Genomic DNA, 26,001 nt, shown 5'->3' with positions numbered 1-26,001 from the left:
GACACCAAATTTATTTCAGGTCCGGTGCTGTGGCGTAAGTTGAGCACACCGGATCCCTCTAACACTTTCATGCCAATCCCCGCGCCTGAACCCCCGATTTTTTGCGATCCATAACACAATCGTATCGTGATTATATTGACAAAATTTCATGAGATTCAGTAAAACTTTATACAGCAGGTATACATGATAAATACCCGTGAAATTCATTAAATACTTACGCTTTACACCGCTAAAAAACCCTACGTTGTACGGGCAATCCGCCAGTACAAACAATGAAAACGTGTATTGGAGTAACGGAATTGCAAAAGATCACCTCACTGCCTGCCGATGATTCGATGCCGGGTTGGTTTCATACCAGTGCCGCTCGTACGCCACGCCCGGCGCATATTGGTCAGAAAAAAACACGCTTCGCGATTGTGGGGGCGGGCTTAACGGGCCTGGCGGCTGCGCGACAATTAGCGCTGAATTTCCCCAATGATGAAGTGGTGCTGATTGAGGCGCAGGAAGTGGGATATGGATCGGCAGGACGTAACGCCGGTTTTGCCATCGATGTACCGCATGATATCGGCGCGAAGGATTATATTGGCGACGTTACCATTGCGAATAAAGTCCTCAAGCTGAATACATTAGGGCAAAACTATCTGCGTCAGATTGTGCAGGAACACGGCATCGAATGTCAGATGACCGAATCCGGTAAATATCAGGCATCAGTCGGTGAACAGGGCACGGCGATTCTCGAAGCCTATCGTAGCGGATTGGCAAAGATCGGGCGCGAATCCGAAATGATCCCGGGTAAAGATCTGCCGGATCACATTGGCACTTCTTATTACAAGCAGGCGCTGTTTATTCCCGGCACCATCTTGTTGCAGCCTTCAGCATTGGTAAAAGGTCTGGCGGATAATCTGCCCGCGAACGTCACGCTGTACGAGTACACACCCATCACGTCGATTGACTACGGTGACAAAGTGACGTTGGTGCATGACAAAGGGAGCATCACCGCTGATACGTTGATCCTGGCTAATAACGGTTTTGCGTCGCACTTTGGTTTCCTGCAGCGCCGTTTGCTACCGACTTTCCTTTACGGCAGCCTGTCACGTCAGTTGACTGAAGAAGAGCAGGCACGATTGGGTGGCAAAGCGGTGTGGGGGGTGATTCCGGCGCATCCGTTTGGCAGCACCATTCGTCGTACAGTGGATAATCGTATTCTGGTGCGTAACAGTTTTAGTTTCCACCCGGATGGGCGACCGCGCGAGAAATACCTTAAGCAGTATCTGCAAAACCATCGCAAATCGTTTGAACGCCGTTTCCCAATGCTGCCGCAGGTGGATTTTGAATACACCTGGAGCGGCGCGATTTGCCTGTCGGAAAACCACGAAGGCTTCTTTGGCAAACTGGCACCGAATGTTTATGGTGCGCTGTGCTGTAACGGATTAGGCATAACGCGCGGCACGGCAACCGGCAAATTGATTGCCGATATGATCGCCGGTGAGAAAAACGAACTGATCGATTTCCTCACCCAATCACCGGGTCCAAACCGCACGCCAGCTGAGCCTTTCCTGTCGATTGGCGTGAACTCGGTGTTAAAGTGGGGCCAATACCGCGCGGGCATGGAAGTATAAGAAGGAAATTGCCGCCAGCATTAATGGCGGCTTTTACCCTTGGCTGCCTACCACTTCATCTCGCCAGTATTCACTTTCGCACTCAGCTCCAGTGAACTCTCATCCGGCAAATTCGGATAGGCTTTTTTCATCGCTTCAATCACTTCTGCAGACCCTTTGTGCTGCTGAAGTGCTTTTTCAAAAGTCTGCAGATAATTAAGGGTAAATGTCACCGCACCATCGCCCGCCGGACGAGCGCCAATGTAGTGTCCTGGAATCACTACTTTCGGTTTAAGCTGCTGAATCTCTTTAAGCACGCTGCGCCACTGCTCACGGCTGGCTGGCGTTTGCGTATCTGCGGTCCAGACGTGGATGCCCGCTGCCACGGCGGTGCCACCCAGCACGGCCTTATTGGCTGGGATCCACAGATAAGCGGATTTATCACCCGCATGACGCAGTTCAACACGTTCACCATCCACGCTAAACGAAGTCTGATGGGTGATCTGCGGTACATAAAGTTGGGTAGGCGCACCATCCGGCATTTTCGGGCCCCAATACGCTAATTTGGCGGCTTTAGTAGCTTCGATATGCTCAACCACTGTTGGTGCTGCGACAATTTTCACCTGAGGGAAGGCTTTGACGATGGGCTCGAGGCCAAAATAGAAATCAGGATCGCCTGAGGTAATCAGGATTTGAGTGAGTTTTTTGCCGCTGGCTTTGATCATCTCTACCAGTTTCTCGCCGTCTTTCGGGCTGAACTGTGCATCGACCAGCAGCGCTTCGTGTGGCCCGGTAATCAGCGTTGACGATACCGGAAACACGCCTTGTTCCTGCGGATTGTAAACTGCCAATTGCAATGGGGCAGCAAACGCCGGGCCGGCTGCCAGTGCGAGCACCAACGTCAGTGACTTCATCTTCATCTCATTTTCCTTTCAGTGCCAACATGGCTGGGAAGCACATCATTGTAAGGATTTTTCTGTCTGCTAGAATTCCCGCAAATAGAGATGATCAGTTTCATAAAACGATCAGATGGAGAGCAGATGGACAGAGTCAAAGCCGCTTCAGTATTTAATCGCATTTGCGAACTAGGCAGCCTGAGTGCCGCAGCGCGGGCGCTGGATATCTCACGGCCAATGGTCAGCCGTTATCTGGATGAAATGGAGAAATGGGCAGGCGCACGTTTACTACACCGTTCATCACGTCGCTTGACCATTACCCCGGCCGGGGAAAAAGTGCTGGAGAAAACCCGCATGCTGGCACGGCTGGCCGATGAGATAACCGGACAGGGCGAACCGGGAGAACCGCAGGGCACATTACGCGTCGCCTGTGCGCACTCCACCGCGACCCATATTCTGGGGCCGATGATCCCGGCATTTCTGGCACGCTATCCACTGCTGCGCATTGAGTTAGAAATCAACAACCAGCCGGTGAGTTTAGTGGGAGAACGCATCGATGTGGCGGTGAGGATCACGGAAAATCCTGAACCGGGCGCAATTGCCCGCCGTCTTGGCGAATGTGCTTCGGTGGTGTGCGCATCACCCGATTATTTGCGCAAGCATGGCAATCCTGAAACGCCGCAGGATTTGAGCCAGCATAATTGCCTGCACTATAGCCGCTTTGCCGGGCAGAGTTGGCAGTTCAACGATGCCAATGGCGATGCACTGAGCACAGCCGTGAGCGGAAATTTCAGTGCCGGCATCTCATCGGTATTGTGCGATGCCGCCATCGCCGGATGTGGGCTGGCCATGGTGCCAGAAATGGAGGCGCGCGCCGGGATAGCAAACGGTCAGTTGCAATGTGTACTGCCGGACTTTACGCCAAAAACCCTCGGCATTTATGGATTGTATATGTCGCGCGAACGCCAACCTGCCGCGCTGCGGCTGTTTCTTGATGCGGTGCAGCAACAGCTGGCTTCATAAATGCTTTACGCATAACGTCATACAGTTGTGCTATGTCTTGAGAATCTGACACGCAAGGAGAACTCAAGATGCGCATTCCCGACTACCCTTCGCAACATAACGAACAGTGGGCTCAGGTCGATAATTACTTTGCAAACGCATTGGCAGCCGAGGATGTGGCGCTGAAAGCTGCATTAGCGCATAACGCTGCTCAGGGCTTACCGGTGCACGATGTTTCGGCATTACAGGGCAAATGGCTGGCATTGATGGTGACGATTACAGGTGCAAAGCGCGTACTGGAAATTGGCACATTAGGGGGATACAGCACAATCTGGATGGCTCGGGCTCTACCGGAAAACGGCCAAATTATCACGCTCGAATTCAATCCCCATCACGCTGAAGTGGCCCGTCACAACCTGGCGTTGGCACGTGTTCACGATCGCGCAGAAGTGATAGTGGGCGCTGCATTGGATAGCTTGCCGATGCTGACTGCGACGTTTGACCTGATCTTCATTGATGCCGATAAAGTCAATAATCCTCACTATCTTCACTGGGCATTGAAACTTGCTCGTGTTGGGACCGTGATCATTGCAGACAATGTGGTACGTGGAGGGGCGGTAGTCGCTGCGGATAGTGAGGATCCTAATGTCAGCGGCCTGCGTGAGTTCGTCGATATGATCAACCAGGATAATCGATTGGAAGCCACGGCACTGCAGACGGTTGGCGAAAAAGGCTGGGATGGACTGATCATGGCGGTGGTGAAAAGTTTGTAAGCGCTAAATGGGTGATAGTATCCATCAGCAAATATCACTGAACGTTAATAATGGAGTATTAACTGATGCGCCACTGGGCTACTGACTTTGTTCTCATCTTTGGTTTGATGGGAGGGAGTCACTTTGGCTTGCCAGCACAGACAGCCGGCGCTACGCAACTCGCGGGATTGATACGTGAGCCGCTCTCATTAACCATAACCTTCCCCAACGGGCAACGCGCGGTGCTGGATGCTTATGTCACACGACCAGACAAACCCGGTGTGTTTCCTGTTGCACTGATCACCCACGGCACCGATGGCAGCGAGCAGAGCGATCGCCAGCATCTCACGCCGAACCGTTTCTCAGCTGCCGCCATCACCTTTGCCCGACATGGTTATGCCGCTGTGGTGGTGATGCGACAGGGCTATGGTCAATCCACCGGCCACAACGATTATCAAGGCAACAGCTGCGCCCAGCCGCAACATGCTCTAGCAGGGAAAATGGCACGAGACGATATCCTTGCTGCACTGACGGCGATACGGGTACAGCCCTGGGCGGCAAAACATCAAGCTGTGCTGGTCGGCCAATCATCTGGCGGATTCAGCGTGCTCGCCGCCAGTGCCCTGAATCCACCGGGTGTACAGGCTATCATCAGCTTTTCAGGTGGACGCGGAGCCATGGGTGAGGGCCAGGTTTGTGATAAAACCTCACTGCTGGCGACGCTGAAATCTTATGGTCAAACCGCACGAATCCCAACACTCTGGCTTTACACTGCCAATGATCAGTCGTTTTCACCCCAGCTTGGCGAGGAGATGTTCAAGGCTTACCATCGCGCAGAGGCTAAGGGTAAGCTGATCACTCTGCCGGCTTACGGTAACGATGGGCATGATTTACTGATTTCAGCGCCGGAAGGATTCTGGTGGCGCAGCGTCTCGTCGTTTCTAAGCCAGCAACATTTGCCGAGCCATGGAGTCGTGTCCCTTGCTGAGGCCGAGCTTGCTGCACCGGCAGGATTAACGTCATCAGGTCTACAGGCTTTCAAACACTATCTGTCAGATCGCGGCTATGAGAAAGCGTTCGCGACCAACGGCGAAGGTGTGTGGGGCCGCGCCCACTGGGCTCGCACCCAGCAGGATGCAAACCATGAAGCTCTGGCAAATTGCGAGCAGTATCGTGAGAAGGAAGAAGCGGCGTGCACCATTTACGCCGCTGGAGATCAACGCCCAGCGGCGAAATGACGCGCTAGGCGATGGGCGTGACTTGCATAAAGTGCATGATCGCCACCAGTGTAACGATCGACAGCACCGTGGAGATGAGGATCGCGCCAGAAGTGATTTGCGCATCACGCCGATAATACTCAGCCAGCATAAAGGGCCCGGTGCCGGTGGGCAGTGCCGCCAGCAGAATCGCCATGTTGGTGAGATCCTGCGGCAGGTGAAACAGCCAGACGGCTAAAATCCAGGTCAGCAGCGGCTGCATCACCAGCTTGGCCACCACGACCAGGCCCACCGTGGTGAAACTCATTTTCGCCGCGGTGGGCAATTCGCTGGCTTTGGCTTTTTGTCGGCTGGCTAGAAACACCCCTAAACACACCAGCGCGCAAGGGCTGGCCGCACCGCCGAGCAGTTTCAGGAAGGTTTCAACGCTGCCGGGCATGGTCAAACCCGCGCTGGAGCAAGCTGCCCCCAACAGCGGTGAGATAATCAGCGGGTTCTTTAAAATGGCGCGCAGTACTTTAATCGCCAGTCGATGAAATTCACGTTCACTCTGCAAACCAATCTCGATCATCGCGATGGCAATCGCGAACAGGATACACGCCACCACAATAGTCGCCGTGGTGGTGGGGATCAGGCTGCTTTTACCAAAAATCAGTAACAACAGCGGAAAACCCAGATAACCGGTGTTGGGATAGGCGGCGGCAACGCCATCGACGCTGGCATCGGCAGTGGATTTGCCTTTGAATTTTTGGCAGGCAAAGACGATAACAAATGAGGCGGCGCAGGAGAGGGCAAACGCCCAGAAGAATCCCGGTTGATAAATGGTGTGCCACGGCGTGTGTGCCATGATGTCAAACAGCAGCGCAGGCAGCGCAAGCCATACCACAAATTTATTCAGTTCCGTCGCCGAGGTTGGCCCTAATACACCTAGCATGCGGCAAGCATATCCCGCCACAATTAAGCCGAAAACCGGCAAAAGAATCAGAAACGTCGCTATCATTGTGTCCTCCCAGTAAGCTGAAGGACTCTAGTGCCTTTAGTGATGCAGATCCAATAGCAAATTTGGCCGGGATTGATACGGAAAATGAATCATGCTTGATATGAAGCCGCTGCGGTACTTTATCGCGCTGGCAGAAGTGAAAAATTTCCACCGTGCCGCGGAGCGTCTGCATCTATCACAGCCGTCCTTAAGTCGTCACATCGCTGCACTGGAAAAAGCGGTGGGTACACAGCTGGTGGAACGCAATACGCGCCAGCTAATGCTGACGCCCGCCGGTGAGAGCTTCTACCAGGATGCACGTAAGATCCTCGAATCACTCCAGCAGGCGCAACAACTGGCGCGTGACACCGCCGCGGGCAAATCGGGTTTATTGCGCGTGGGTTTCACTATGTACTCTGCACATAGCGTGATCCCGGAGTATGTGCGATTGATTCGCCATCACTTCCCCAACATTGCTCTGGAGTTGGAAGAGGCGGTCACTGACGACCTGCCGGATAAAGTGCTGGCAGGTGAAGTCGATTTAGCGGTACTGGTGGAAGGAACTGCACGCGTGGGCATGCAGACATTGACCGTGTTAACCGAGCCTTTATGTGTGGCCATGTCGCGCACACATCCTAAAGCGAGAAGTCGGAAATTGCAGATCGAAGATCTGCGCGACGATCCTTTTGTGATGACCTCCGCCAGCGCCGGGAGCCGATTAACCGCGGTAATTATGGATTATTGCCGGGCTCATGGTTTTGAACCGATGGTCAGACTGCAGGTTCGTCTGCAACACACCATGCTTAGCCTGGTCAATGACGCTAGCTATGTGGCATTGGTGCCTTGATCTGTTCAACAACTCAAAATGGATGGCATCGTCTTCAAACCGCTTGCGGATGCGCCGCAGGTTAATCTTGCCGTTGCCTGGAGCAGCGATAACCGCAATCCCTGCCTCAACAGTTTTATAAAACTGCTGATTCAACGACACGCAGCAGTGTTAAACCTACGCCAGCCGCATAATCCTCTGCGGTGCGATAACTACAATGAATTAAATCAATAGGTTAAGATGGGTGGGCCCTGCGAGTCAGTGGCGGTTTCAGCCTGAAATCGCCACAAATTCAGCATTGTGTTGTTCAAAAAATAAGCCAATATTTACTTTATCGTTAAGCCAATTTTAATCTTCACCACGTAGAGTGCCCTCACAGTCACAACCATCAGTAAACGAAGTCAGAATTGCCGAGGCGTAACAGAACTCCTGTTAGTTGCCCGCGTCTATAGACCGTGCTGAGCTGTGTTATCCGCTGGAGAGTACCTTTGCTGCGACTATTATTTCTGTTGATGGGTGGACCGGCGCTAAGAGCGGGTTGGCCTTATCTGACCGGGCTGGGCCTGCTGTGTGCTGGTGCGAGTACCGGGATCCTGATGGATCTGTTGCAACATGGAAGTTTATCGTTCCCCTTGCATGTGTTAGGGGTATTCCTTGCGGTCGAAGGGCTGGCGGAAGCAGTGAGTGCAATCTATTCGCCTGCCGGCATTGCCTGGCCACCTTTGATGAAATCTGCAGGGCTGATGCTGTTTGGCCTGTTGGTATTCATTGCACCGCATGACAGCAGCCTCTGCTTCTCACTGGGTTTTGCCTTGATTTTTCTGCTGGATGGCGGGTTCCGTGTCATTTCATGCAGCCTGATGCGCTGTCGGCGATGGACGCGGAAATTCAGCCTCGGATGCGCGGAAATCCTGTTCAGCCTCCTGATTGCCATCCATTGGCCGCTGGCTCCGCATGTGATCGTGCCGCTGTGTTTTGCACTTCTGCTGGCGGGATGGGGCATCAATCTCTTGTTTATGGGAGCGCAAATTCATGCGCTGCCAGAGAACACCAGTGTCACCGCACTGCCTCTCTTTACCCGCAAAGGACTGCGTGCGCCGCATGGATTGAATTATGAACATCCGCCGCTGCAGGCTGGGCATACCAGTGTGCCGCTCAATGTCTACATCTGGACGCCGTTGGGTTCGGGCGATGTCGCCGGACGTCGTCCATGGTTTGACCGTTGGGTCGCAGCGATTGACCATCGCGGTAAAGTATCTACCGGCCATACATCGTTAGAGATGGGTAATGAACTCTATATCAGCCTCTACCCGGTTGATGACGTTTCACGCAGCTTGCGCGGTTTCCTGCAAACGCTGCGCGCAAAAGAGGAGTTCGACGTTGAGGGTTGTTTGCTGCCATCGCTGGAAAGTGAAATCAAAAGATGGTGCCGCCCTGATAAACGTCTGGTTCTTACGCACTACAATCAGGCAGCCTTGCGCAATTACTGGCGCGCGAATGCAACCGATACCCGCTATAACCTCACATCACGTAACTGTTCGACCAGCGTAATGCAGGCGCTGGACGTTGCTACTGAAGGCTTGTTGGGTGAACGCGGTTTGAAAGGGCTTTGGGTCATCCTCAACCCCGATTTTTGGTTGTTGAGCCTGGTACGCAGCCGCGCAGAAGGCATGACGTGGACGCCAGGACTGGTGATGGATTACTGCATTTTGCTGCGCCGTGTGCTGGAAACTCAACAGCGAACCAGCCGCTATCGCAAAATCATTCATCGTTTAAGAGTCGAACTGCTCGGCGCACGCATGGTCGTGCGCAGTTTGTTACGTTGACCGTTTTTGAACAGCATTCAGGCAAAACCATTCTGTTGCAGAATGGCTCTGGCCGCTGTTGTACTGAGAAAGGCGGCAAGGGGATTAGCAGAGTGGGTGAAAGTCGCCCATCCATATTCTGCCTGAATGTTGAACGGTTCCGGGATGCTCAATACCTGCAAATGCGGATGATTGATTAGACGTGGAGCATAGCTGGCGTAACCAATGAAGAGATCTGCGTGCTGTTGGTCGATTAACCATTGTGCTGCCAGTTCGCCCGTGGGGACAGCCAGGCTATCGATGCCACCCACCAGCTGACGCGCGCGCTGTTTCAACCTTTCACCGCAGCCTGGATAAACCTGTCCGATATTGTCAAACAGCTGCCAGGTGTAATCGCCGGAAGGGTCGCTTAACGGCGTCGATGTTGCCAGCCGCAGGTCGTCACGTTGTAAAAGTGAAAGCCAGGTGTCGTTTTCGGTGACAACGTCACTTCTGGTGGTCAAACATAAGCTGTTAGCGGCAAATTTGCCGGTGTGCATTGCCAGACCGCGCTGTAACAGCGTGGCCGGGTGCTTAAGATTGGCGGAGGCAAACAAATCGCATTGTGCACCTTGTTCAATCCTCAGCCGAAGTAAGCCAGCAGGGCCGAAGTGGGTGTCGGTCGTCGGGCCAGACTGATGATGAAAGGCTGTCATCAGATCCGGCCAAACACCGCGCAGACTACCGGCTGCCAGAATGTGCAGCGTTGTCATGATAGGCGGTCCGATAAAAATGCTGATACCAGCGATCAGCCTGCTGTTGCATATCAATATCACGGAATTTTTCCGGATAGAGTTTCTTCGCCATCCAGAGCTCACCTAAGCCGATAGCTTCTGGCATTGGATAGCCCCAGGCTTTGGCATATTCCGGCATCAGCCAGACCCGATGATGCTTCACCGCGTCAATGGTGCGCCAGCGTGGATTTTGTTGGATCTCATCCACCACTTGAGGATAGCGATCCTGGACAAAAATCACCTGAGGATTGCACGCCACAACTTGCTCCATGCTGACTTGCTTGAAACCCTGAACGGTCGATGCCGCAACGTTGTAGGCGCCCGCGTGCAACATCATCAAACCGGTGTATTTGCCAGAACCATAAGTGGTGAGGTCCGGATTGGCCATGTAAGCACGAACACGCTGTTGCTCAGTTAAACCTTGCAGACGATCGCTCACCAGTTTACGTCCGGCAAACGCCGCGGCAATCAGCTCTTTGGCCTGTTGCTGCTTATTCACCACCTCACCAATCAAGGTAATCCCTTCTTTGATGCCGAGATCGTAAGCTTGATTCTCATTTTGCATGCTGGGGTTAATCTTGCCTTGTTCCCCTGCATCGTCATGGCGTAAGGAAATAGCCAATACCGGAATGCCCAGCGCCGAAATCTGGTTAATCATCTCTTTTGGCGCGTAGTTAGTGACAAAAACCACCTGCGGATGCAGCGCCACCAATTTTTCTAAATCCACATGGGTCAGATCGCCCAGCATGGCTTTCTGTGCCAGTTCAGGCACCAGCTGCGCGTAGCCATCACCCAACTGTTGCTTCCAGTTCGCGAGGATGCCGACGATATTATCGGTCGCGTTGAGTTGCACCAGCAGGTTCAGCGTTTGGTGCTGTAGCACCACCACGCGATCGACCTGATCGGGGATCGTCACCTGACGACCAATTTGGTCGGTCACCACACGGCTGGCGAAGGTGTTCAAAGAGGTAAAGGTGAGTAAGCCCGCCAGAATCAGGCGGTTAAGCGTTGTGTTCATGAGTTATCCCTGCAGCGTAATGCAACGGATTATATAGCGCTAATTGGCAGGTGCCTATGACTGTTTCAGTGATACGCAGTCGTCGGACGACATGGCACAGCGTCATCTGCTACAATATCGGGCCAATTGCAGCGCGATCCGCTGTCAATTTTCACCTGTCAAATCAAAACAAAAGCCATCGGGCGAATCAACCTGCATGGCGGTGGAGTAGTGGTTGTTATGTTGCACGATGTAGGAATTATTAATGTCTGGACGTTTCTGGCGGGTGCGCTGGTGATTATTCTGCTGCCCGGCCCAAACAGTTTATACGTGCTGCGTACCGGGATGAGCCGCGGTGCTAAAGCGGCGTCTAAGGCGATAGCAGGGGTGATGATGGGTGATCTGATTCTGATCTTCCTTGCCTGGGCCGGTGTCGCGACGCTGATTCGCACCAGTCCGCACATTTTTATGGTGGTGAAGTATCTGGGCGCGATGTTCCTGCTCTATTTAGGCGTAAAAATCATTCTGGGTGCATTGCGCAAGCGCGAAGGTAACCAGCCCGCTGAAGCCGTTAAAATAGAAAATTATTTCCTGCGCGCACTGCTGCTGGGCGTGACCAACCCAAAAGCCATTCTGTTCTACGTCTCCTTTTTCATCCAGTTTATTGATCCAGCAGTCACTCACACTGCGCCTGCCTTTGCAGTGCTGGGCTCGATGATTCAACTGATCAGCCTGAGCTATTACCTGATTTTGCTGATGGCGGGCAACGTGATGGTTCGCTTTCTGAAAAATCGCACTCGTCTGGTAAAACTGGGGAATATGCTCACGGGCATGTTGTTCTTTGGTTTTGCTGTGCGCTTAATGAGTGCACAAAGTTAATTTTATCCCCAGCGCTAATATCCAGGAAACAGCAGGAAAACCTGCTGTTTCCGTTTTCGGGTAGCATTTAAATCATCCCCGGCTTTCTACTCCCACCAAAATTTGTTGTGACCCGCCCAGCTTTTTTCTTTTAATTTATTCGACGTTCTTAATGAGCAGGATATTGTTTGCCATAGTGCAGTGCACTATTGGTGTGCACCGTTAAGGCGCAGAAAAGATTAATGACTGCGGACACAAGCGGATATTTAACTGGCACCACTCTTGCATACCCTTGTATATACATGAGTGTATCACTTGTCGCTAACACCCCATAATCATAACAGAAGGAAATAACTATGTTTTCTCTCCATGCTATGAAGAAATCAGTTTCTCATGTTTGCTGCTTAGGTTTATTCACACTCGCGGCACACTCTGTTTATGCAGCGGAAACAGCGCCTATCAAAATGGGGGTTGAACCCTGGTTGGGCTACGGCCAGTGGCACATAGCCTCGGCAAAGGGCCTTTTTGCCAAATCTGGGTTGAACAAGGTTGAAGTGATTAACTTCGCCGAAGATAAAGATATCAATGCGGCGCTGGCGAGTGGTCAGATTGATGCCGCCAATATCGCTACTCACACCGCTATGGGGATGATTTCCGCCGGGCTGCCGGTAAAAATCGTCCTGGTGCTGGATCAGAGCAACACGGCAGACGCCATCCTGGCGAGCAAAGAGGTCGGCAGCGTTAAGGAGCTCAAAGGCAAGCAGGTCGCATATGAAGAGGGCACCACCAGCGATATCCTGCTGCGCAGCGCGCTGGCATCGGCAGGATTATCCTTTAGTGATATTAAACCGGTGCCGATGCCTGCAGCTTCGGCTGGTAGTGCCATCCTGGCTGGAAGAGTACCCGTAGCAGTCACCTACGAGCCCTATCTCAGCGTGGCGAAGAAATCAGACCCCAGTATTAAAATGCTGTATAGCGGATCTTCCGATCCAGGTTTAATCAGTGATGTGCTGGTCGTGCGTGATGATTTTATTAAAAGCCACCCGGATGAAATAAAAGCATTAATTAAGACCTGGGGTGCGGCGCTCGATTTTTATAACGCCAATACCACTGAAGGCCGCGCCATTATTTCTAAAGCGGTGGGGGCTACACCTGAGGATTTAGATACCGCCTTTGATGGGGTTAAATATTTTACCTTGAGTGAAAACAAAGCCTATCTCTCACATGATTTCACCACTAAAACCTTCCCGCATATTTTAAAAGCGGCAACCGAGGCCGGAATTGTGACCCAACCGGTGACGCCTGCTCAAACCATTGATGCAGAGTTTGCCAATCAGCAATAAGCGTTGATAGCGCCTCTCTGCCGCACCTGTCAGCGGAGAGGCATGGAAATCAGGAGGGGGCATGAGTTCAGTTGAGTTGCAGCGGGTTAATCGTCAGGCGAAGAAAAAACGCCGTCGGAGTCACCTTTTAACCATTGGTAGAGAACCCTCACGGGCCCAATTTTTAACTATCGCGATTCTGGTGTTCGTATTCTTGATTCTGGCCTGGTGGCTGGCCACATCCTCAGGAGCAATCAAACCTATTTTTCTGCCGGGCATTGAACGCGTCTGGCATCAGATGGTGACGCTGGCACAGAACGGTACTTTGCAAAGTGATATCGCCAGCAGCCTGTATCGCATGGTGATTGCGTTCGCGATCTCCTCGGCGATGGCCATTTTCATTGGCGTTCTGGCGGGTTGCTACGGTTTGTTTAAAGCCATAGTTGAACCTCTGGTCGATTTTATTCGCTATATGCCGGTGGTGGCGTTTGTCCCTCTCACCATTTTATGGACGGGTACTGACGATATTCAGAAATTCCTCGTGATCTGGATTGGTACCTTCTTTCAGCAGGTGCTGATGATGATCGATGCCATCAAACGCGTGCCACCTGATTTCGTCGGGCTGGGTCGTACCCTTGGCTTATCCGATCGCAAAATCTTACTGCGAATTGTCATCCCCTCTGCTTTACCCGCAATTTGGGATGCATTGCGCATCAGCCTCGGTTGGGCATGGACGTGGTTAGTGCTGGCTGAATTGGTGGCTTCTACCTCAGGTTTAGGCTACCGCATTGTGGTTTCCCAACGCTATTTCCAGACCGACACCATCATCGGCTACATCCTGTTACTGGGGCTGCTGGGCCTGATTACCGACCAAATCATGCGCGCCGCTGAGCGTGTGTTATTCCGCTACAACCGGAGACGTTCCTGATGGCGAGCTTAACAATAAATAAACTGGAGAAGAGTTTCGCTCAGGGGAAATCTCGCCGCCGCGTGCTGCATGGCATCGACCTGACGCTCAATGACAACGAGTTTGTTTCGATTGTTGGGGCTTCCGGCTGCGGCAAAAGCACACTGTTATCTATTGCAGCTGGTCTGGAGGAGTTTGACAGCGGCGATGTGCTGGTAGACGGGCAACCGATTCCCGGCCCTGGGCTGGATCGCGGCGTAGTGTTCCAATCTTACACTTTGCTGCCGTGGCTGACGGCGCGCGGCAATATTGAATTTGCCCTGAAAGCCGCAGGCACACCAGCCAGCCAGTGCCGGGAAATCGCGCAGCAGCATCTGGAACTGGTGAAACTGGGTGATGCCGCCGATCGCTGGCCCAGTGAACTATCGGGAGGGATGAAGCAGCGTGTGGCCATCGCCCGAGCGCTCTCGTATCGCCCCAAAATTCTGTTAATGGATGAGCCTTTTGGCGCGCTGGATGCCATGACGCGTCACCAGATGCAGCAGTTACTGATTGAGATTTGGGAAAAGCATCGCCTGACGGTGATGTTTGTTACGCACGATATTGAAGAAGCCGTCAGGCTGTCGGACCGCATTGTCGTGATGGGCCCAGGAAAAATCGATACCACTTTCGCGGTGAACTTACCGCGCCCCCGTCATGAGGGGATCAATCGCGTACCTGAATTTATCGAGCTGCAGCATAAGGTGCTGAGCCGCATTCACCAACACGAATTCACGCACTGACAATATTGAGGATTAACTATGGCCGTTTCATTTCATGATCTGTCAACGTCTGACGTATTACCTGAGCAGCTATTCAAACGCACCGAATCTGACCTGTCGAGTTTTGCCGAAAAGGTGAAGCCGATTATTGAAGCAGTCAGAACTGAAGGGGATCAGGCGTTAATTCGTTTTGCCCGTGAATTTGATGGCGTGCAGCCAGAAACCTTTGCCATCAAGGCTGACGAACAGGAGTTCGATGCGGCATTCGAACGCGTTGATCCGCAGGTGATCGACGCGATCCGTTTCGCGGTGGAGAATATCCGCGCGTTTCATGAAGCACAGAAGCCCGAGGAGATGTGGTGGAAAGAGATGCGTCCTGGTGCTTTTGCCGGTGATCGCCATGTTCCGATTGATGCCGTAGCCTGCTATGTCCCGCGCGGTAAGGGTTCATTTCCCAGCGTATTGCTAATGACAACCATCCCCGCCATCGTCGCCGGTGTGCCGCTGCCCATTGTGATTACGCCCCCAGGCCCGGATGGCACTGTGGATGATGCAACGCTGGTTGCTGCGCGGTTGGTGGGAATTGAGCACGTGTACAAATGTGGCGGTGCACAAGGTGTGGCGGCAGTGGCGTTTGGCACCGAATCCATTCCGAAATGTTTAAAAATTGTCGGCCCCGGCAGTCCCTGGGTGGTAGCGGCCAAACGTCAGCTTGCGCATTTGATCGATCCCGGTGTGCCTGCGGGTCCTAGCGAAAGCCTAATCTTAGCGGATGATTCGGTGAATGGGGCATTGGCGGCGCTCGATCTGATAATTGAATCCGAACACGGCCCGGATAGCTCGGCTTATCTGGTGACGTCCAGCCGTCGCGTGGCGGAAGAGGCCATCGCCGCGCTACCGGGCTACTGGCAGCAGATCGGTGAAAAAAGGGCAGATTTCTCCCAGCGCGTACTCTGTGGCGACCACGGTGGCGTGATCCTCACCAAAGACTTTGCCACGGCGATTGAATTCGTCAACGCGTACGCCCCGGAACATCTCGAAGTGCTGGCACACGAACCGATGGATGTGATGATGAAAATCCGCAATGCGGGTGAAATTCTGCTGGGAGAGCATTCGCCGATTGTGCTGGGTAACTTCGTGCTCGGGCCTAATGCGGTGTTACCAACCAACGGGGCGGCGAAAACCGCAGGACCGCTCTCGGTGTTTGACTATATGAAGCGTATGTCTATCGCTTATGTCACCAGCCGGGGCTATCAGGAATTGGCTCCTAAAGCCAAACGCTTTGCGGAATATGAAGGGTTCCCCGGCCATGCATTGGCGGTGTCAGATATCCGACAGACCTTACTGAAAGGTGGGCGCGATGAATGATCGCCTGCGTCCTCCACTTGCGGCAGAAGCGCGTCGTTTAACCAAAGAAAACCAGTGGGAACGTGCCAGCGAGAAACTTCAGCAGTTGATCGCAGATGTCACCGGGATCGAGGCGATCAGCCTGCAGATCAACCGCGATCAATACAGCCTGAACTCTTTAAATGGTCGCGTGGTGCTAGCGGATGGGCGCACGCTGTTTTTCAAATTCCATCACGAAGAAGGGGAAGAGCACACCATTGATGAGTATTACCGCGCTGAACTGCTGCGTGAGCATGGCTTCGCTGTCGATGTGCCGGTCTACACCTGCGGTGAACCGGGACGACAAATTCTGCTGTACAGCTTACGCAACGATCAGCGTCTGGCGGATGTGTGCCGTGCAGTGGAATCCACAGCGGACTGGAAGCAATCAGCAGGGATTATTGAGGCTCAGCGTCGCGCCGATAGCGATATTCTCGCTCACACGCTGCCCACGTTGCGTATGGCAACGGCGGCAGAAGTGGCAGCTGAATCTATTCATCAATTGTTCTGGAATCGACTGGTTTCCGAGGGTGATCCGGATGGCTTGGGTGGGCGAGTAGCGCAGTTCTATATTGGGCAGCGCTTCACGCTGGGTGAGGTGCAGCTCGATTGGGAAACTCTGAGCCAGATGCATTGGCAGGTCAACGGCGTGTTATATCCCAAGACTCTTCACCAGCTGTTCCTGGCCGCGGGAGAAGTGTTGAAACCTGCTGCGCTGGCATCTCACGGTGTCGTGGTGGCACATGGTGATGCACACAATGCCAACGTATGGTACGAAAAGCAGCACGGTGAACCTGAACTGGTGAGTTTCGACCCTGCTTTTGCGGGTAGCAATATTCCCGCTTTACTGGCTGAAATTAAAGCCACGTTCCATAACATTTATGCGCATCCGTGCTGGTTGTATGAACCTGACGATGCCGCCGCCCGCTATCAGGTCAATGTGCGGTGCGATGGCAACACGCTGATTGTTGAACATGACTGGCAACTCAGCCCGCTACGCCGCGCATTTCTGACCAGTAAAGGAGAGCTTTACTGGAAGCCTTTGCTTGCAGCCCTGCAGGAGAAAGGCTGGCTGCCCGGCAACTGGCAACAGATTATGCGGCTGGCGTTGTTCTGCTGTCCGACGCTGGTGATGAATTTACGTGCCGGCTCATCCAGTAACCATAATCCGACAAGCTCAGCGATTGGCTTCTCGGTTGCCGTGATGCTGGCGTGCGGCGGAGAGGATGAATTCACCCACTGGATCAACAGCCTGATCACGGAGAACTGAGATGAAAGCGATACGCCTCAAAAGTATTGGTCAGGTCACTGTTGATGAACTCTCCCCACCCGATTTGCCCGCCGGATGGGCCAGGATCAACGTGCACTCAGCAGGAATCTGTGGCTCCGATTTACATAATTTCAAAACTGGAAAGTGGATTGCTCATCTTCCGGTAACACCAGGACATGAGTTGTTCGGCGTCATTAGCGAAATCAACGGCGAGAGCGACCGCTTCCAGCCAGGCATGCGCGTAGTCGCTGATTCGCGCGTGTATTGCGGCCATTGCGCATTTTGCTCGTCTGGCGCGATGAACCTGTGCGAGTCCCTGGGCTTTGTAGGAGAAGTGTTTGACGGTGGTTTTGCTGAACAGGTGGCGTTACCGCTAAGTAGTTTGCTGGCGGTACCCGATGCGATTCCCGATGAGATAGCGGTATTGAGTGAACCGCTAGGCGTGGCGTTGCGAGTGGTGAATCAACTCAATCCCGCAGAAGGTGATGCTGTGTGTGTCACGGGCGGCGGAACCATCGGAGGTTTGACAGCGTTACTTCTGCATCGCTTGAAAAAATGTCAGGTGCAGTTAATCGAACCGAATGCGCAGCGCTATCAATTGATCGCTTCTGTCGTGCCGCTGTCCACGCCCCAAAAATATGCCTTGGGTGTTGAAGCCTCAGGATTTCCTGCCGCACTTTCGCAGCTGATCGCAGGGATAACTTCGGGTGGTCGCATTGCGATGGTCGGAATATTTCACCATACGGACGGCATTGATCTGAATGCTTTAGTGGAGCGGGAGATCACGCTGGTGGGTTGCAGTGTCTTCCAGCATGAACAGCAGGCGGCACTGGATATCATGGCCTTGCTGGCGGACGACTTAACAAGGCTTATCGCGCCACCGGTGCAGCTGGATGATGTGCCTGAAACCTATCAGACGCTGATTGAGGGCAAATCGGCCTTCCTGAAAACGGTAATCAAATTATGAGTGTCATGACGTCATTTTCCTTACAAGGTAAAAACGCATTGGTCACGGGCGGGACACGTGGCATTGGTTATGCGCTGGCACAGGCGTTGGCTCAGGCCGGTGCGCGTGTGACGATCACCGGTCGTGATGCGGTTACACTAAAAGCCGCGGTGGCGCAGTTGCGCGCCTCTGGCGTAGAGGCACAGGGACTGATTCTGGATGTCACTCAGGTTGAAAGCATCCAACAGACGCTAGCCGCTGCGGGGCGGGTGGATATTTTGATTAACAATGCAGGCACCGAACAGATTCGCCCTTCGCTCGAAGTGGATGAAGCGTTGTGGGATACCATTGTTGGCACTAACCTCAAGGGCGCATTTTTTTGTGCTCAGGCGGTGGCGAAAAACATGGTTTCTGCGGCATCCGGCGGTGCGATCATTAATGTGTGCTCGCTGACCACCTGTGTGGGCGTGCCCGGCGCCGTTGCCTATGCCAGCTCCAAGTCAGGATTGGCGGGGATGACGCGCACGCTGAGCGCGGAATGGGCGGCGCATAACATCCGCGTGAATGGCATCGGTCCCGGCTACTTCGAAACGGAAATGACTCAGGTGTTTTATCAGGATGACGCGTGGCGCGACGCGATGCAGAAAAAAATCCCGCTTGGTCGATTTGGTGAATTCGACGATCTGGCCGGCAGTGTGGTTTTTCTTAGCTCGGAGGCTGCCCGATATATCACCGGGCAGATTCTGTATGTCGATGGGGGATATCTGGCCTCTATCTGATCTGCAGCATCTCTGGCCGCAGGTCTGCAAGGGTGTTGCAGCCTAATTGGGCCAGCGTGCGGTCAACTTCCTGAACCAGCGCAGTGATCACCTCGTTCGCCAGTGCTTCGCCACCTGCGGCCACCGCATACAATAAGGGCCGTCCAATCAATACGGCATTAGCCCCGAGGATCAGCGCTTTAATCACGTCGGTGCCGCGGCGGAAACCGCTGTCGATCAGGATGATAAATTCATCACCGACCGCCGCTCGCACACTGGCAAGCACAGACATTGGGCTGGCGGTACAATCCAGTTGTCTGCCGCCGTGATTCGACAGGACAATGCCTTGAGCACCGATTTTTTGCACCATAAGGGCATCATCAACGGTCATGATGCCTTTCACATACAACGCGCCGTCCCACAGTGAGCGAATCCACGCCAGCGTTTCCCAGCTCAGGGTCTGGTCCATTTGCTGAGCGAAGTAAGTGGCACCGCCGGCTCCTTGTTGCTTTTCAGCGGGCAGGTAAGGCTTAAGATTGCCGAAGCCCGGCATACCGTGTGGCACCAGAGTGCGCAGCACCCAGCCCGGTTTCATCGCCACGTTACAGAGTGCCGGGAATGAGAGTTTCATGGGCCGTCGATAGTGCTGCTTATCGCGCTCACGATGACCAAAATGCACCGCATCAACGGACACCACCAAAGCAGTACAGCCTGCGTCTTTGGCGCGACTGATCAAATTCTCAGTTACTTGCTTATCTTTAAGGACGTAAAGTTGAAACCAACGTTCCTGATGACCAGTCGCTTGTATATCCTCAATAGAAGCGGTTGAAACGGTGCTCTGGATATGGCCAATGCCCGCCTGAGCCGCAGCGCGGGCGAGCATGAGATCGGATTGATTTCTCAGCATGCCGTTATAGCCAGTGGGAGCAACAAGAAGTGGGGCAGCCAACTGCGTGCGGCCAAGGGCAACACCGATATTCCGCTGACTGGAATCGCGTAATACTGAGGGTAAAAATCGCCACTGTTGAAAGATAGCCTTATTGTGATTGAGCGTCACTTCCCCCTCTGCGCCACCATCAATATAGTCGAAAGCGAAATGGGGCAGTGTGCGTCTGGCTTTTGCGCGCAGTTGTTCTGGATTGAGCTTCATCTTTATCCCTGTCTGTCATTCGAGGTTACCTACCTGTATAGACAATATGCAAGCAGCATGCCAATGATTTCACTGCTGAGTTTCAGAGAAGCTCAATCCGCGAGTCAGCCCAACCAACCAATCAGTGCCGCAGCGCACAAGCAATAGCCACCGAACAGATGCCAGCGATCATGCTCCAGCCAGCGGGAAAGCCAGCGTAGCGCCAGAAGTCCGGCGACAAAACTTAATATCATGCCCACCAGGCTGGGCAGAAGCACGCCGCTGCTCACTGTGACCGTACCAGCAGAACCTGAACTGAAAGCACGCAGGCCCTCTTTAACGATCACCGCCGGTGTCAGCACCACGGCTAACGCAAAACTAAATTCTTCCGCACGTTTACGGGCCACACCCAATGAAAGACCGGTAGAAATCGTGGCGCCAGAACGAGAAAAACCGCGAAATGGCAGGCATAAACCCTGAACGAAACCAATACCTGCAGCGCTTAAGGGCGAAAGTTCGCCGCGATCTTTTTCTTTCAGGCGTGAAGAGAGGATAATTAATAAGCCTGCGGCAGCGAGACCACTGGCGATTATTTCACTGTTACTAAACAACGACTCTATTTCAAACGTGTCGACGTTCGCGGCGAAGAAATATTTAATCAGCTTCATCAGCGTCAAACCCACTACGCCGGTCACTGCGGTGGCGAGAATAATTAAAAATACATTCTTCTTAAATGCACGGCCCGAACTGAAATAGGTCTCCCGCCAGTTATTCCAGAAGTAAACAATCACCGCGAACATCGTGCCGGTATGCAGCATCACCAGCAACAGTGTCATATCGGGGGCCGCAGGGTCCAGCCCCAGGAGTTTCTCCGTCATAATGACGTGTGCAGAGCTGGAAACCGGCAGTAACTCTGCCAGCCCCTGTATTACGGCCAGAATGGATACATCGAAATAATTCACCCGTTCGCCCTCAGATAAAATAATGGGAAATGAGACCTGACTTAACCTCGCACACCCTGACACATTTCTCATTTTAGCCGTGATAAGTATTATCCTATTCGTGATGTCGTTTATGAAATGTTTACTGAATTAAAAATCGAATAATACGCAGGTTACAACTGCATGACGTGGCGCTGTATTTTCCGATGATGTTTTATCCATCCAGTGACATTTAGCAACGCTGAAAGCAGCCTGCATCGGTGATGACCAAAATGGCGCATTGCTGCGCTATTTTTGTGCTTCCTGTTAAACCGAATGCATTAAAACGAAACATAAGTATTCGATCTTGTATCCAAGTCCGTATCCCATCAGGCGTTATCTCCTCGCCGCTGATTGTTGGCACCTTCTGGCACGCAAACTGCATTAATCCCGTTAAGTGACCAAATCGTGAGATGAATCATGTTTGATGCTTTACTGGATGAGGATGCTACTACATTGGCAGCGTTGATCCGCAATGGCGAAGTGTCTGCCCGCGAATTGACGCAAGCCGCGTTGGATCGTATGGAAAAACGCGAACCACTGATTCGGGCTTTTTGTACGGCATCACCCGAATTGGCGTTACAGCAGGCATCAGTGGTTGATGCGAAGCGTGCACGCGGTGAAGCGCTGGGGGCTTTTGCGGGTGTGCCATTGGCGGTAAAGGATCTCATTTGCACGGCGGGTGTGAAAACCACCTCCGGTTCGGCAGCCTATGCCGATTTCATTCCTGAAGATGACGACATCACCGTCGAGCGCCTGCTGGCTGCTGATGCTGTGCTGCTGGGGAAAACCACTGCGCCCGAGTTTGGTTATAGCGGCGTTGGGCACAATCCGCTGTTTCCTTCACCGCGCAATCCCTGGGATTTGAGCAAAACGCCCGGCGGTTCCAGTGCCGGATCCGGCGCGGCGCTCGCCGCTCGCCTTTGCCCGATGGCATTGGGCAGTGACGGCGGCGGATCGGTACGTATTCCAGCGGCGCACTGCGGCGTTTATGGATTCAAGGCCTCGATGGGGCGGGTGCCGTTATGGCCTGGCTGCCGCGATGAACGCTTTCCCGGCGTCTCTAGCTGGGAATCACTGGAGCATATTGGCCCCATGACACGCACGGTGCGAGACAGCGCACTGATGATGTCAGTGATGGCAGGCCCGGATATGCGCGATCGTCACTCCATTCCCTGCAGCGACGTGAACTGGATTTCTTCTCTGGAAAAACCCTTAAACGGGCTGCGCATTGCGTTTAGTGCCGATTTTGGCTACATCGCCGTCGATAAAGAGGTGCGTGACGTTGTCACTAAGGCCGCTCGACATTTCGCCCGTGAACTGGGGGCGGAATTAGAAGAGGTTGATCCAGGGATTGCCGATGAAGGCGCCACCTTTGCCGCGCTGGTGGCCTTTGAAAGCGATCTCACAGGCATGCGTCAGATGCAAAGCGAACTGGGCTCACGCATGTCACCTCATCTGAGCGCCATGCTGCAACGCGAATGGCGCGCTGAACACTTTACCGACGCCAATACCGCACGCAAGAAGATCTGCAATCAGCTGTGGCGATTTATGCAGCGTTACGACTTGCTGTTGACGCCAACGCTGGCAGTGCCGCCGTTCCCGCTCAATATGCAGGGACCGGAAATCATCGATGGGCGCATGGTGCGCAGCGATCATTGGTTGTCGTTCTGTTATCCCTTCAATTTCACTGGCCAACCGGCGGCCTCAATCCCTGCGGGCTTCACCGCCAGTGGCTTGCCGATTGGTCTGCAAATCGTGGGTCGTCATCTGGACGATGGCCTGGTGCTGGCGGCAAGTGCCGCTTTCGAGCGCATCCAACCGTGGAATCACCTTTATCCTGACTTAATCGGAGTTGCCCATGAGTAACAAATCCTCCCCTGCGCTGGAGCAGGAATTTGAACACGAACCGGTACCTTTAAGTCACCGTCACTCGACGCGGTCGGTATCAGCTGTCTGGTTCGGTTTCCCGATGATCCTTACCAACGCGTTGTTTGGTGGCATTATTACCTGGCATTTGGGTTTCTGGCCCGCGCTGATTGCCATCCTGCTCGGCAATCTGGTGCTGTTCGCTTATGTTGGCGCACTGAGTTGGTTTGCAGGTAACACCGGGATGAACTTCGCCCTGCAGGCAAAGCGTACCTTTGGCACTAAAGGCTATATCCTCGTTTCCGGTTTTCTCTCGACCGTCGTGATTGGCTGGTATGCGTTTCAAACGGGTTTAACTGGTACAGTCATTAACCAAACCTTTGGCTGGAACGCACTCGCGGTGACCGCTATCGCCATGGTGCTGTATACCGGCGTCACCTTCCTCGGCGTGCGTGCGTTGTCGATCCTGGGCATGATTGCCGCACCGTTGTTTGTGGTGCTCGGTTTGGTCGCACTGTGGTTGATTGGGCAGGATCACGATTTCAGCACCATCACTCAGTTCAAAGGCAGTACTGGTGCAGTCGGCGCCATGAGCATGGGAACGGCGGTGACCATGGTGGTGGCAGGATTCGCCGATTCGGGCACCATGACCGCGGATTTTACCCGCTGGTCGAAAGACGGCAAATCAGCGGTTATCGCCGCATTTTCCGCCTTTCCTATGGCGAACGTCATCTCATATCTGTTCGGTGTGGTGATTGTAGCGGTGGGCGCGGCGGTTGATCCGGTCAATAATGGCGGTAATTTCCTGCCAATGCTGATGAACCATGGCACGTTACTCTCCATCATCGCTTTCCTGTTTGTTTTCATTAACCTCGGCTCGGTTTGTACCCATTGTTTGTACAACGGTGCCGTTGGCTTTAGCCATCTGTTCAGCAGCAAGATGCGAGTCTGGACGTTGATCCTCGGTGCCATCGGCGGGGCACTGGCGCTGGCGGGCGTCTGGTCTTACTTCCTCGAGTGGCTGAGTTTGCTCGGCATCGTGGTACCGCCGTTTGGTGCGGTCATGATCGTTGACCTGATCTTCATGGCAAGAATCAGCGAGCAGCGCAAAACCCGTCGTCTGCGCGGTAGCGCTTTTGCCGCCTGGGCGATTGGCAGCTTGTGTGCGGTGATTGCCCACATTGAATTCCCGCAGTTTGGTGAAGCGGTGATTGGCCTGGTGACGGCTGCTGCCAGTTACACTTTGATTGTCAAACTGAAACGTGAAAACGCAGCGAGCCTGATGGAGCAGAAAAATGCCTGAATTCACCATTGATTCAACACCTTATCCCTGGCCCTTTGATGGGCGGTGTACGCCTGCGGATACCGCACTGATCATTATCGATATGCAGACCGATTTTTGTGGCAAGGGCGGCTACGTCGATAGCATGGGGTATGACATCGCACTGACCCGCGCTCCGATAGCGCCTTTGCAGCGCGTGCTGGCACGCATGCGGGAGTTAGGCTTCCCGATCATCCATACGCGTGAAGGCCATCGTCCTGACCTGAGTGATTTGCCGGCCAATAAACGCTGGCGTTCAAAGCGGATGCAGGCGGAAATCGGTGCGCCCGGTCCCTGTGGCCGCATTTTGGTGCGCGGTGAGCCGGGCTGGGAAATTATCCCGGAGCTGGCGCCACTGGCGGGTGAAACCATCATTGATAAGCCAGGCAAAGGCTCTTTTTATGCCACCGATCTTGAACTGATCCTGCGCAGTCGGGGGATGCGTAATCTTATCATCTCAGGTATTACCACCGATGTCTGTGTGCATACCACGCTGCGCGAAGCCAACGATCGCGGCTTCGAATGTCTGGTGCTGTCCGATTGCTGCGCCGCGACCGAGCTAAAACACCACGAAGCGGCACTAAGCATGATTCACTTGCAGGGCGGTATTTTTGGTGCGGTGGCCAGTTCGGAGACGTTACTGGCGGGCCTGGCTCAACCTTCCGCCGCGTTAAGCGTTTAACCATTGCAGATAATGTCCCGGCCACTCAGTCGTTTGTGTGCCGGGCTTACCCAATCCAAAACCATGCCCCCCGCTGGGATAGCGATGCATCTCAACCGGCACATGCTGCTGCTTGCACGCGGCAGCCATGATCAAGGTGTTGTGTGGATCGGAAACAGGATCGTCTTCGGCCTGCACCAGGAAAAACGGCGGTGATTGCGGATTAACATAGGATTGAACCGACCAGGCGGTATCCGCGCTGAGTGATGCGTCTTTCCCGACCAACACTTTATGCGTGGAGGTGTGTTCATAAGGTGGCTCAAGCGTAATGATGGGATAGATCAGCGCGGCACGATCGGCCGTTGCGGGGAGATTGTCCATTGCATCACTGGCCTGATAAGCGTGAAAATCCGCGCGGTTCGCCGCCATTCCCAGCAGGTGCCCGCCAGCCGAAAAGCCCAATACGCTGACATTGTTCTCACGGTGGCGCACGATACGCAGTGCGCGCTGTGCATCCTGAAGTGACACTAACGCGCCATCTTTCCAGCCTTCCTGCGGCAGGCGATAACTCAGCACATAAGCTGTGTAGCCTTGAGCCGCCAGCCACGCGGCAGCGGGCCAGGCTTCTTTGCCCATTTCGATACGCGTATAGCCGCCGCCAGCCGCAATAAGTACAGCGCGTCCCTTCGGCTGAACAGGCTTAAAGACGGTGAGCGTCGGCATGGCAATATTCCGCTGCGCACCTTTGGCACTAAACGTCATCGCCCCTAAAGGTCCACCGCCACCAGGCGGTTGTTTTGGCCACAAGGGCAATACCTGTGCGGGTTTTGCCGAGGAAGCGGCCAGGCTAAAGCCGCAGCGCGCAGCAAAGGGGGAGAGCAGTAAACCGGTAAGAAAGTGGCGACGGAGCATGGCCGATCCAGACTGAATGCAAAAAGGTATTGAATCAGAAGAATCGGCAGAGAGTATGAAGAAGATGTTGTTAAGT

The 26,001-nt window shown here is 53.6% G+C and carries 24 protein-coding genes; 17 read left to right on the top strand and 7 right to left on the bottom strand.

The window, feature by feature from the left end; all coding sequences use genetic code 11:
• Window positions 1-299: 299 nt before the first annotated feature.
• Window positions 300-1,619 (top strand): FAD-binding oxidoreductase, encoded by a 1,320-nt coding sequence (locus JK231_RS15500; protein WP_211728986.1) that lies wholly within the window; start codon window positions 300-302, stop codon window positions 1,617-1,619.
• 47 nt (window positions 1,620-1,666) lie between these two features.
• Here the strand turns inward: JK231_RS15500 and JK231_RS15495 are convergent, their stop codons facing one another.
• Window positions 1,667-2,518, bottom strand: coding sequence for a Vmh family MBL fold metallo-hydrolase (locus JK231_RS15495; RefSeq protein ID WP_211728985.1), 852 nt, complete (start codon window positions 2,516-2,518; stop codon window positions 1,667-1,669).
• Window positions 2,519-2,638: 120 nt separating this feature from the next.
• Between JK231_RS15495 and JK231_RS15490 the strand changes: the two genes are divergently transcribed.
• The 3 genes from JK231_RS15490 (at window position 2,639) to JK231_RS15480 (ending at window position 5,486) form a co-directional block, all read left to right on the top strand.
• On the top strand, window positions 2,639-3,517 hold the full coding sequence (locus JK231_RS15490) for a LysR family transcriptional regulator (RefSeq protein ID WP_211728984.1): 879 nt from the start codon (window positions 2,639-2,641) through the stop codon (window positions 3,515-3,517).
• A gap of 68 nt (window positions 3,518-3,585) precedes the next feature.
• The gene (locus JK231_RS15485) at window positions 3,586-4,269 is read left to right on the top strand and encodes an O-methyltransferase (protein ID WP_211728983.1); all 684 of its coding nucleotides are present in this window, start codon (window positions 3,586-3,588) and stop codon (window positions 4,267-4,269) included.
• A gap of 65 nt (window positions 4,270-4,334) precedes the next feature.
• Window positions 4,335-5,486 (top strand): CocE/NonD family hydrolase, encoded by a 1,152-nt coding sequence (locus tag JK231_RS15480; RefSeq protein WP_249221727.1) that lies wholly within the window; start codon window positions 4,335-4,337, stop codon window positions 5,484-5,486.
• Between the two features lie 4 nt (window positions 5,487-5,490).
• Here the strand turns inward: JK231_RS15480 and JK231_RS15475 are convergent, their stop codons facing one another.
• Window positions 5,491-6,465, bottom strand: coding sequence for an AEC family transporter (locus JK231_RS15475; RefSeq protein WP_034824095.1), 975 nt, complete (start codon window positions 6,463-6,465; stop codon window positions 5,491-5,493).
• Between the two features lie 91 nt (window positions 6,466-6,556).
• Here JK231_RS15475 and JK231_RS15470 point away from each other — a divergent pair, with 91 nt between their 5' ends.
• Together JK231_RS15470 and JK231_RS15465 are read left to right on the top strand one after the other, a co-directional pair.
• A complete protein-coding gene (locus JK231_RS15470) occupies window positions 6,557-7,291 on the top strand; it encodes a LysR substrate-binding domain-containing protein (RefSeq protein ID WP_211728982.1) in 735 nt (244 codons plus the stop codon).
• Between the two features lie 467 nt (window positions 7,292-7,758).
• Entirely contained in the window at window positions 7,759-9,096 is a 1,338-nt protein-coding gene (locus tag JK231_RS15465) for a DUF4105 domain-containing protein (RefSeq protein ID WP_211728981.1), read from the top strand.
• A gap of 17 nt (window positions 9,097-9,113) precedes the next feature.
• On the opposite strand, the gene JK231_RS15460 is transcribed toward JK231_RS15465, so the two are convergent.
• Both JK231_RS15460 and JK231_RS15455 read right to left on the bottom strand, forming a co-directional pair.
• Window positions 9,114-9,827 carry a substrate-binding domain-containing protein gene (locus JK231_RS15460; protein ID WP_211728980.1) on the bottom strand — a complete coding sequence of 238 codons (714 nt, stop codon included), beginning with the start codon at window positions 9,825-9,827 and terminating at the stop codon, window positions 9,114-9,116.
• Window positions 9,796-10,866, bottom strand: coding sequence for an ABC transporter substrate-binding protein (locus JK231_RS15455; protein WP_211728979.1), 1,071 nt, complete (start codon window positions 10,864-10,866; stop codon window positions 9,796-9,798). Before JK231_RS15455 ends, JK231_RS15460 begins: the two co-directional genes overlap by 32 nt.
• Window positions 10,867-11,085: 219 nt before the next feature.
• On the opposite strand from JK231_RS15455, the gene leuE reads away from it, so the two are divergent.
• From leuE to JK231_RS15415, 8 genes are all read left to right on the top strand, one after another.
• Window positions 11,086-11,724, top strand: coding sequence for a leucine efflux protein LeuE (gene leuE / locus JK231_RS15450; protein ID WP_058961387.1), 639 nt, complete (start codon window positions 11,086-11,088; stop codon window positions 11,722-11,724).
• 335 nt (window positions 11,725-12,059) lie between these two features.
• Window positions 12,060-13,046: an ABC transporter substrate-binding protein gene (locus tag JK231_RS15445; protein ID WP_211728978.1), complete on the top strand. Its 987-nt coding sequence runs from the start codon at window positions 12,060-12,062 to the stop codon at window positions 13,044-13,046.
• A 61-nt stretch (window positions 13,047-13,107) separates the two neighbouring features.
• Entirely contained in the window at window positions 13,108-13,953 is an 846-nt protein-coding gene (locus JK231_RS15440) for an ABC transporter permease (protein ID WP_160834207.1), read from the top strand.
• Window positions 13,953-14,714 (top strand): ABC transporter ATP-binding protein, encoded by a 762-nt coding sequence (locus tag JK231_RS15435; RefSeq protein ID WP_097119114.1) that lies wholly within the window; start codon window positions 13,953-13,955, stop codon window positions 14,712-14,714. The genes JK231_RS15440 and JK231_RS15435 overlap by 1 nt, the downstream gene beginning before the upstream one ends.
• Before the next feature lie 18 nt (window positions 14,715-14,732).
• Window positions 14,733-16,061 (top strand): histidinol dehydrogenase, encoded by a 1,329-nt coding sequence (gene hisD / locus JK231_RS15430; protein WP_211728977.1) that lies wholly within the window; start codon window positions 14,733-14,735, stop codon window positions 16,059-16,061.
• Entirely contained in the window at window positions 16,054-17,349 is a 1,296-nt protein-coding gene (locus JK231_RS15425) for a hypothetical protein (RefSeq protein ID WP_211728976.1), read from the top strand. Before hisD ends, JK231_RS15425 begins: the two co-directional genes overlap by 8 nt.
• 1 nt (window position 17,350) lies before the next feature.
• Window positions 17,351-18,316: an alcohol dehydrogenase catalytic domain-containing protein gene (locus tag JK231_RS15420; RefSeq protein WP_211728975.1), complete on the top strand. Its 966-nt coding sequence runs from the start codon at window positions 17,351-17,353 to the stop codon at window positions 18,314-18,316.
• Window positions 18,317-18,321: 5 nt separating this feature from the next.
• Window positions 18,322-19,074, top strand: a complete 753-nt coding sequence (locus tag JK231_RS15415; RefSeq protein ID WP_058961388.1) for a glucose 1-dehydrogenase — start codon at window positions 18,322-18,324, stop codon at window positions 19,072-19,074.
• Here JK231_RS15415 and JK231_RS15410 read toward each other — a convergent pair.
• Window positions 19,067-20,203, bottom strand: coding sequence for an alpha-hydroxy acid oxidase (locus JK231_RS15410; RefSeq protein ID WP_211728974.1), 1,137 nt, complete (start codon window positions 20,201-20,203; stop codon window positions 19,067-19,069). The two genes, JK231_RS15415 and JK231_RS15410, sit on opposite strands and share 8 nt — an antisense overlap.
• 104 nt (window positions 20,204-20,307) lie before the next feature.
• The gene (locus tag JK231_RS15405; RefSeq protein ID WP_211728973.1) at window positions 20,308-21,144 is read right to left on the bottom strand and encodes an undecaprenyl-diphosphate phosphatase; all 837 of its coding nucleotides are present in this window, start codon (window positions 21,142-21,144) and stop codon (window positions 20,308-20,310) included.
• A gap of 438 nt (window positions 21,145-21,582) precedes the next feature.
• Between JK231_RS15405 and JK231_RS15400 the strand changes: the two genes are divergently transcribed.
• From JK231_RS15400 to JK231_RS15390, 3 genes are read left to right on the top strand one after another with little or no spacing between them, the layout of a single operon-like run.
• Window positions 21,583-23,031 (top strand): amidase, encoded by a 1,449-nt coding sequence (locus JK231_RS15400; protein WP_211728972.1) that lies wholly within the window; start codon window positions 21,583-21,585, stop codon window positions 23,029-23,031.
• On the top strand, window positions 23,024-24,334 hold the full coding sequence (locus JK231_RS15395; RefSeq protein ID WP_160833899.1) for a cytosine permease: 1,311 nt from the start codon (window positions 23,024-23,026) through the stop codon (window positions 24,332-24,334). The genes JK231_RS15400 and JK231_RS15395 overlap by 8 nt, the downstream gene beginning before the upstream one ends.
• Entirely contained in the window at window positions 24,327-25,034 is a 708-nt protein-coding gene (locus JK231_RS15390) for an isochorismatase family cysteine hydrolase (RefSeq protein ID WP_211728971.1), read from the top strand. Before JK231_RS15395 ends, JK231_RS15390 begins: the two co-directional genes overlap by 8 nt.
• Here the strand turns inward: JK231_RS15390 and JK231_RS15385 are convergent.
• Window positions 25,023-25,925, bottom strand: a complete 903-nt coding sequence (locus JK231_RS15385) for an alpha/beta hydrolase (RefSeq protein WP_211728970.1) — start codon at window positions 25,923-25,925, stop codon at window positions 25,023-25,025. The genes JK231_RS15390 and JK231_RS15385 overlap by 12 nt on opposite strands.
• Window positions 25,926-26,001 lie beyond the last annotated feature (76 nt).

This window comes from Pantoea sp. JGM49, assembly GCF_018257655.1.
Taxonomy (GTDB): Bacteria; Pseudomonadota; Gammaproteobacteria; order Enterobacterales; family Enterobacteriaceae; genus Pantoea; species Pantoea communis.
This window is presented reverse-complemented; position numbering and strand designations above follow the sequence as displayed.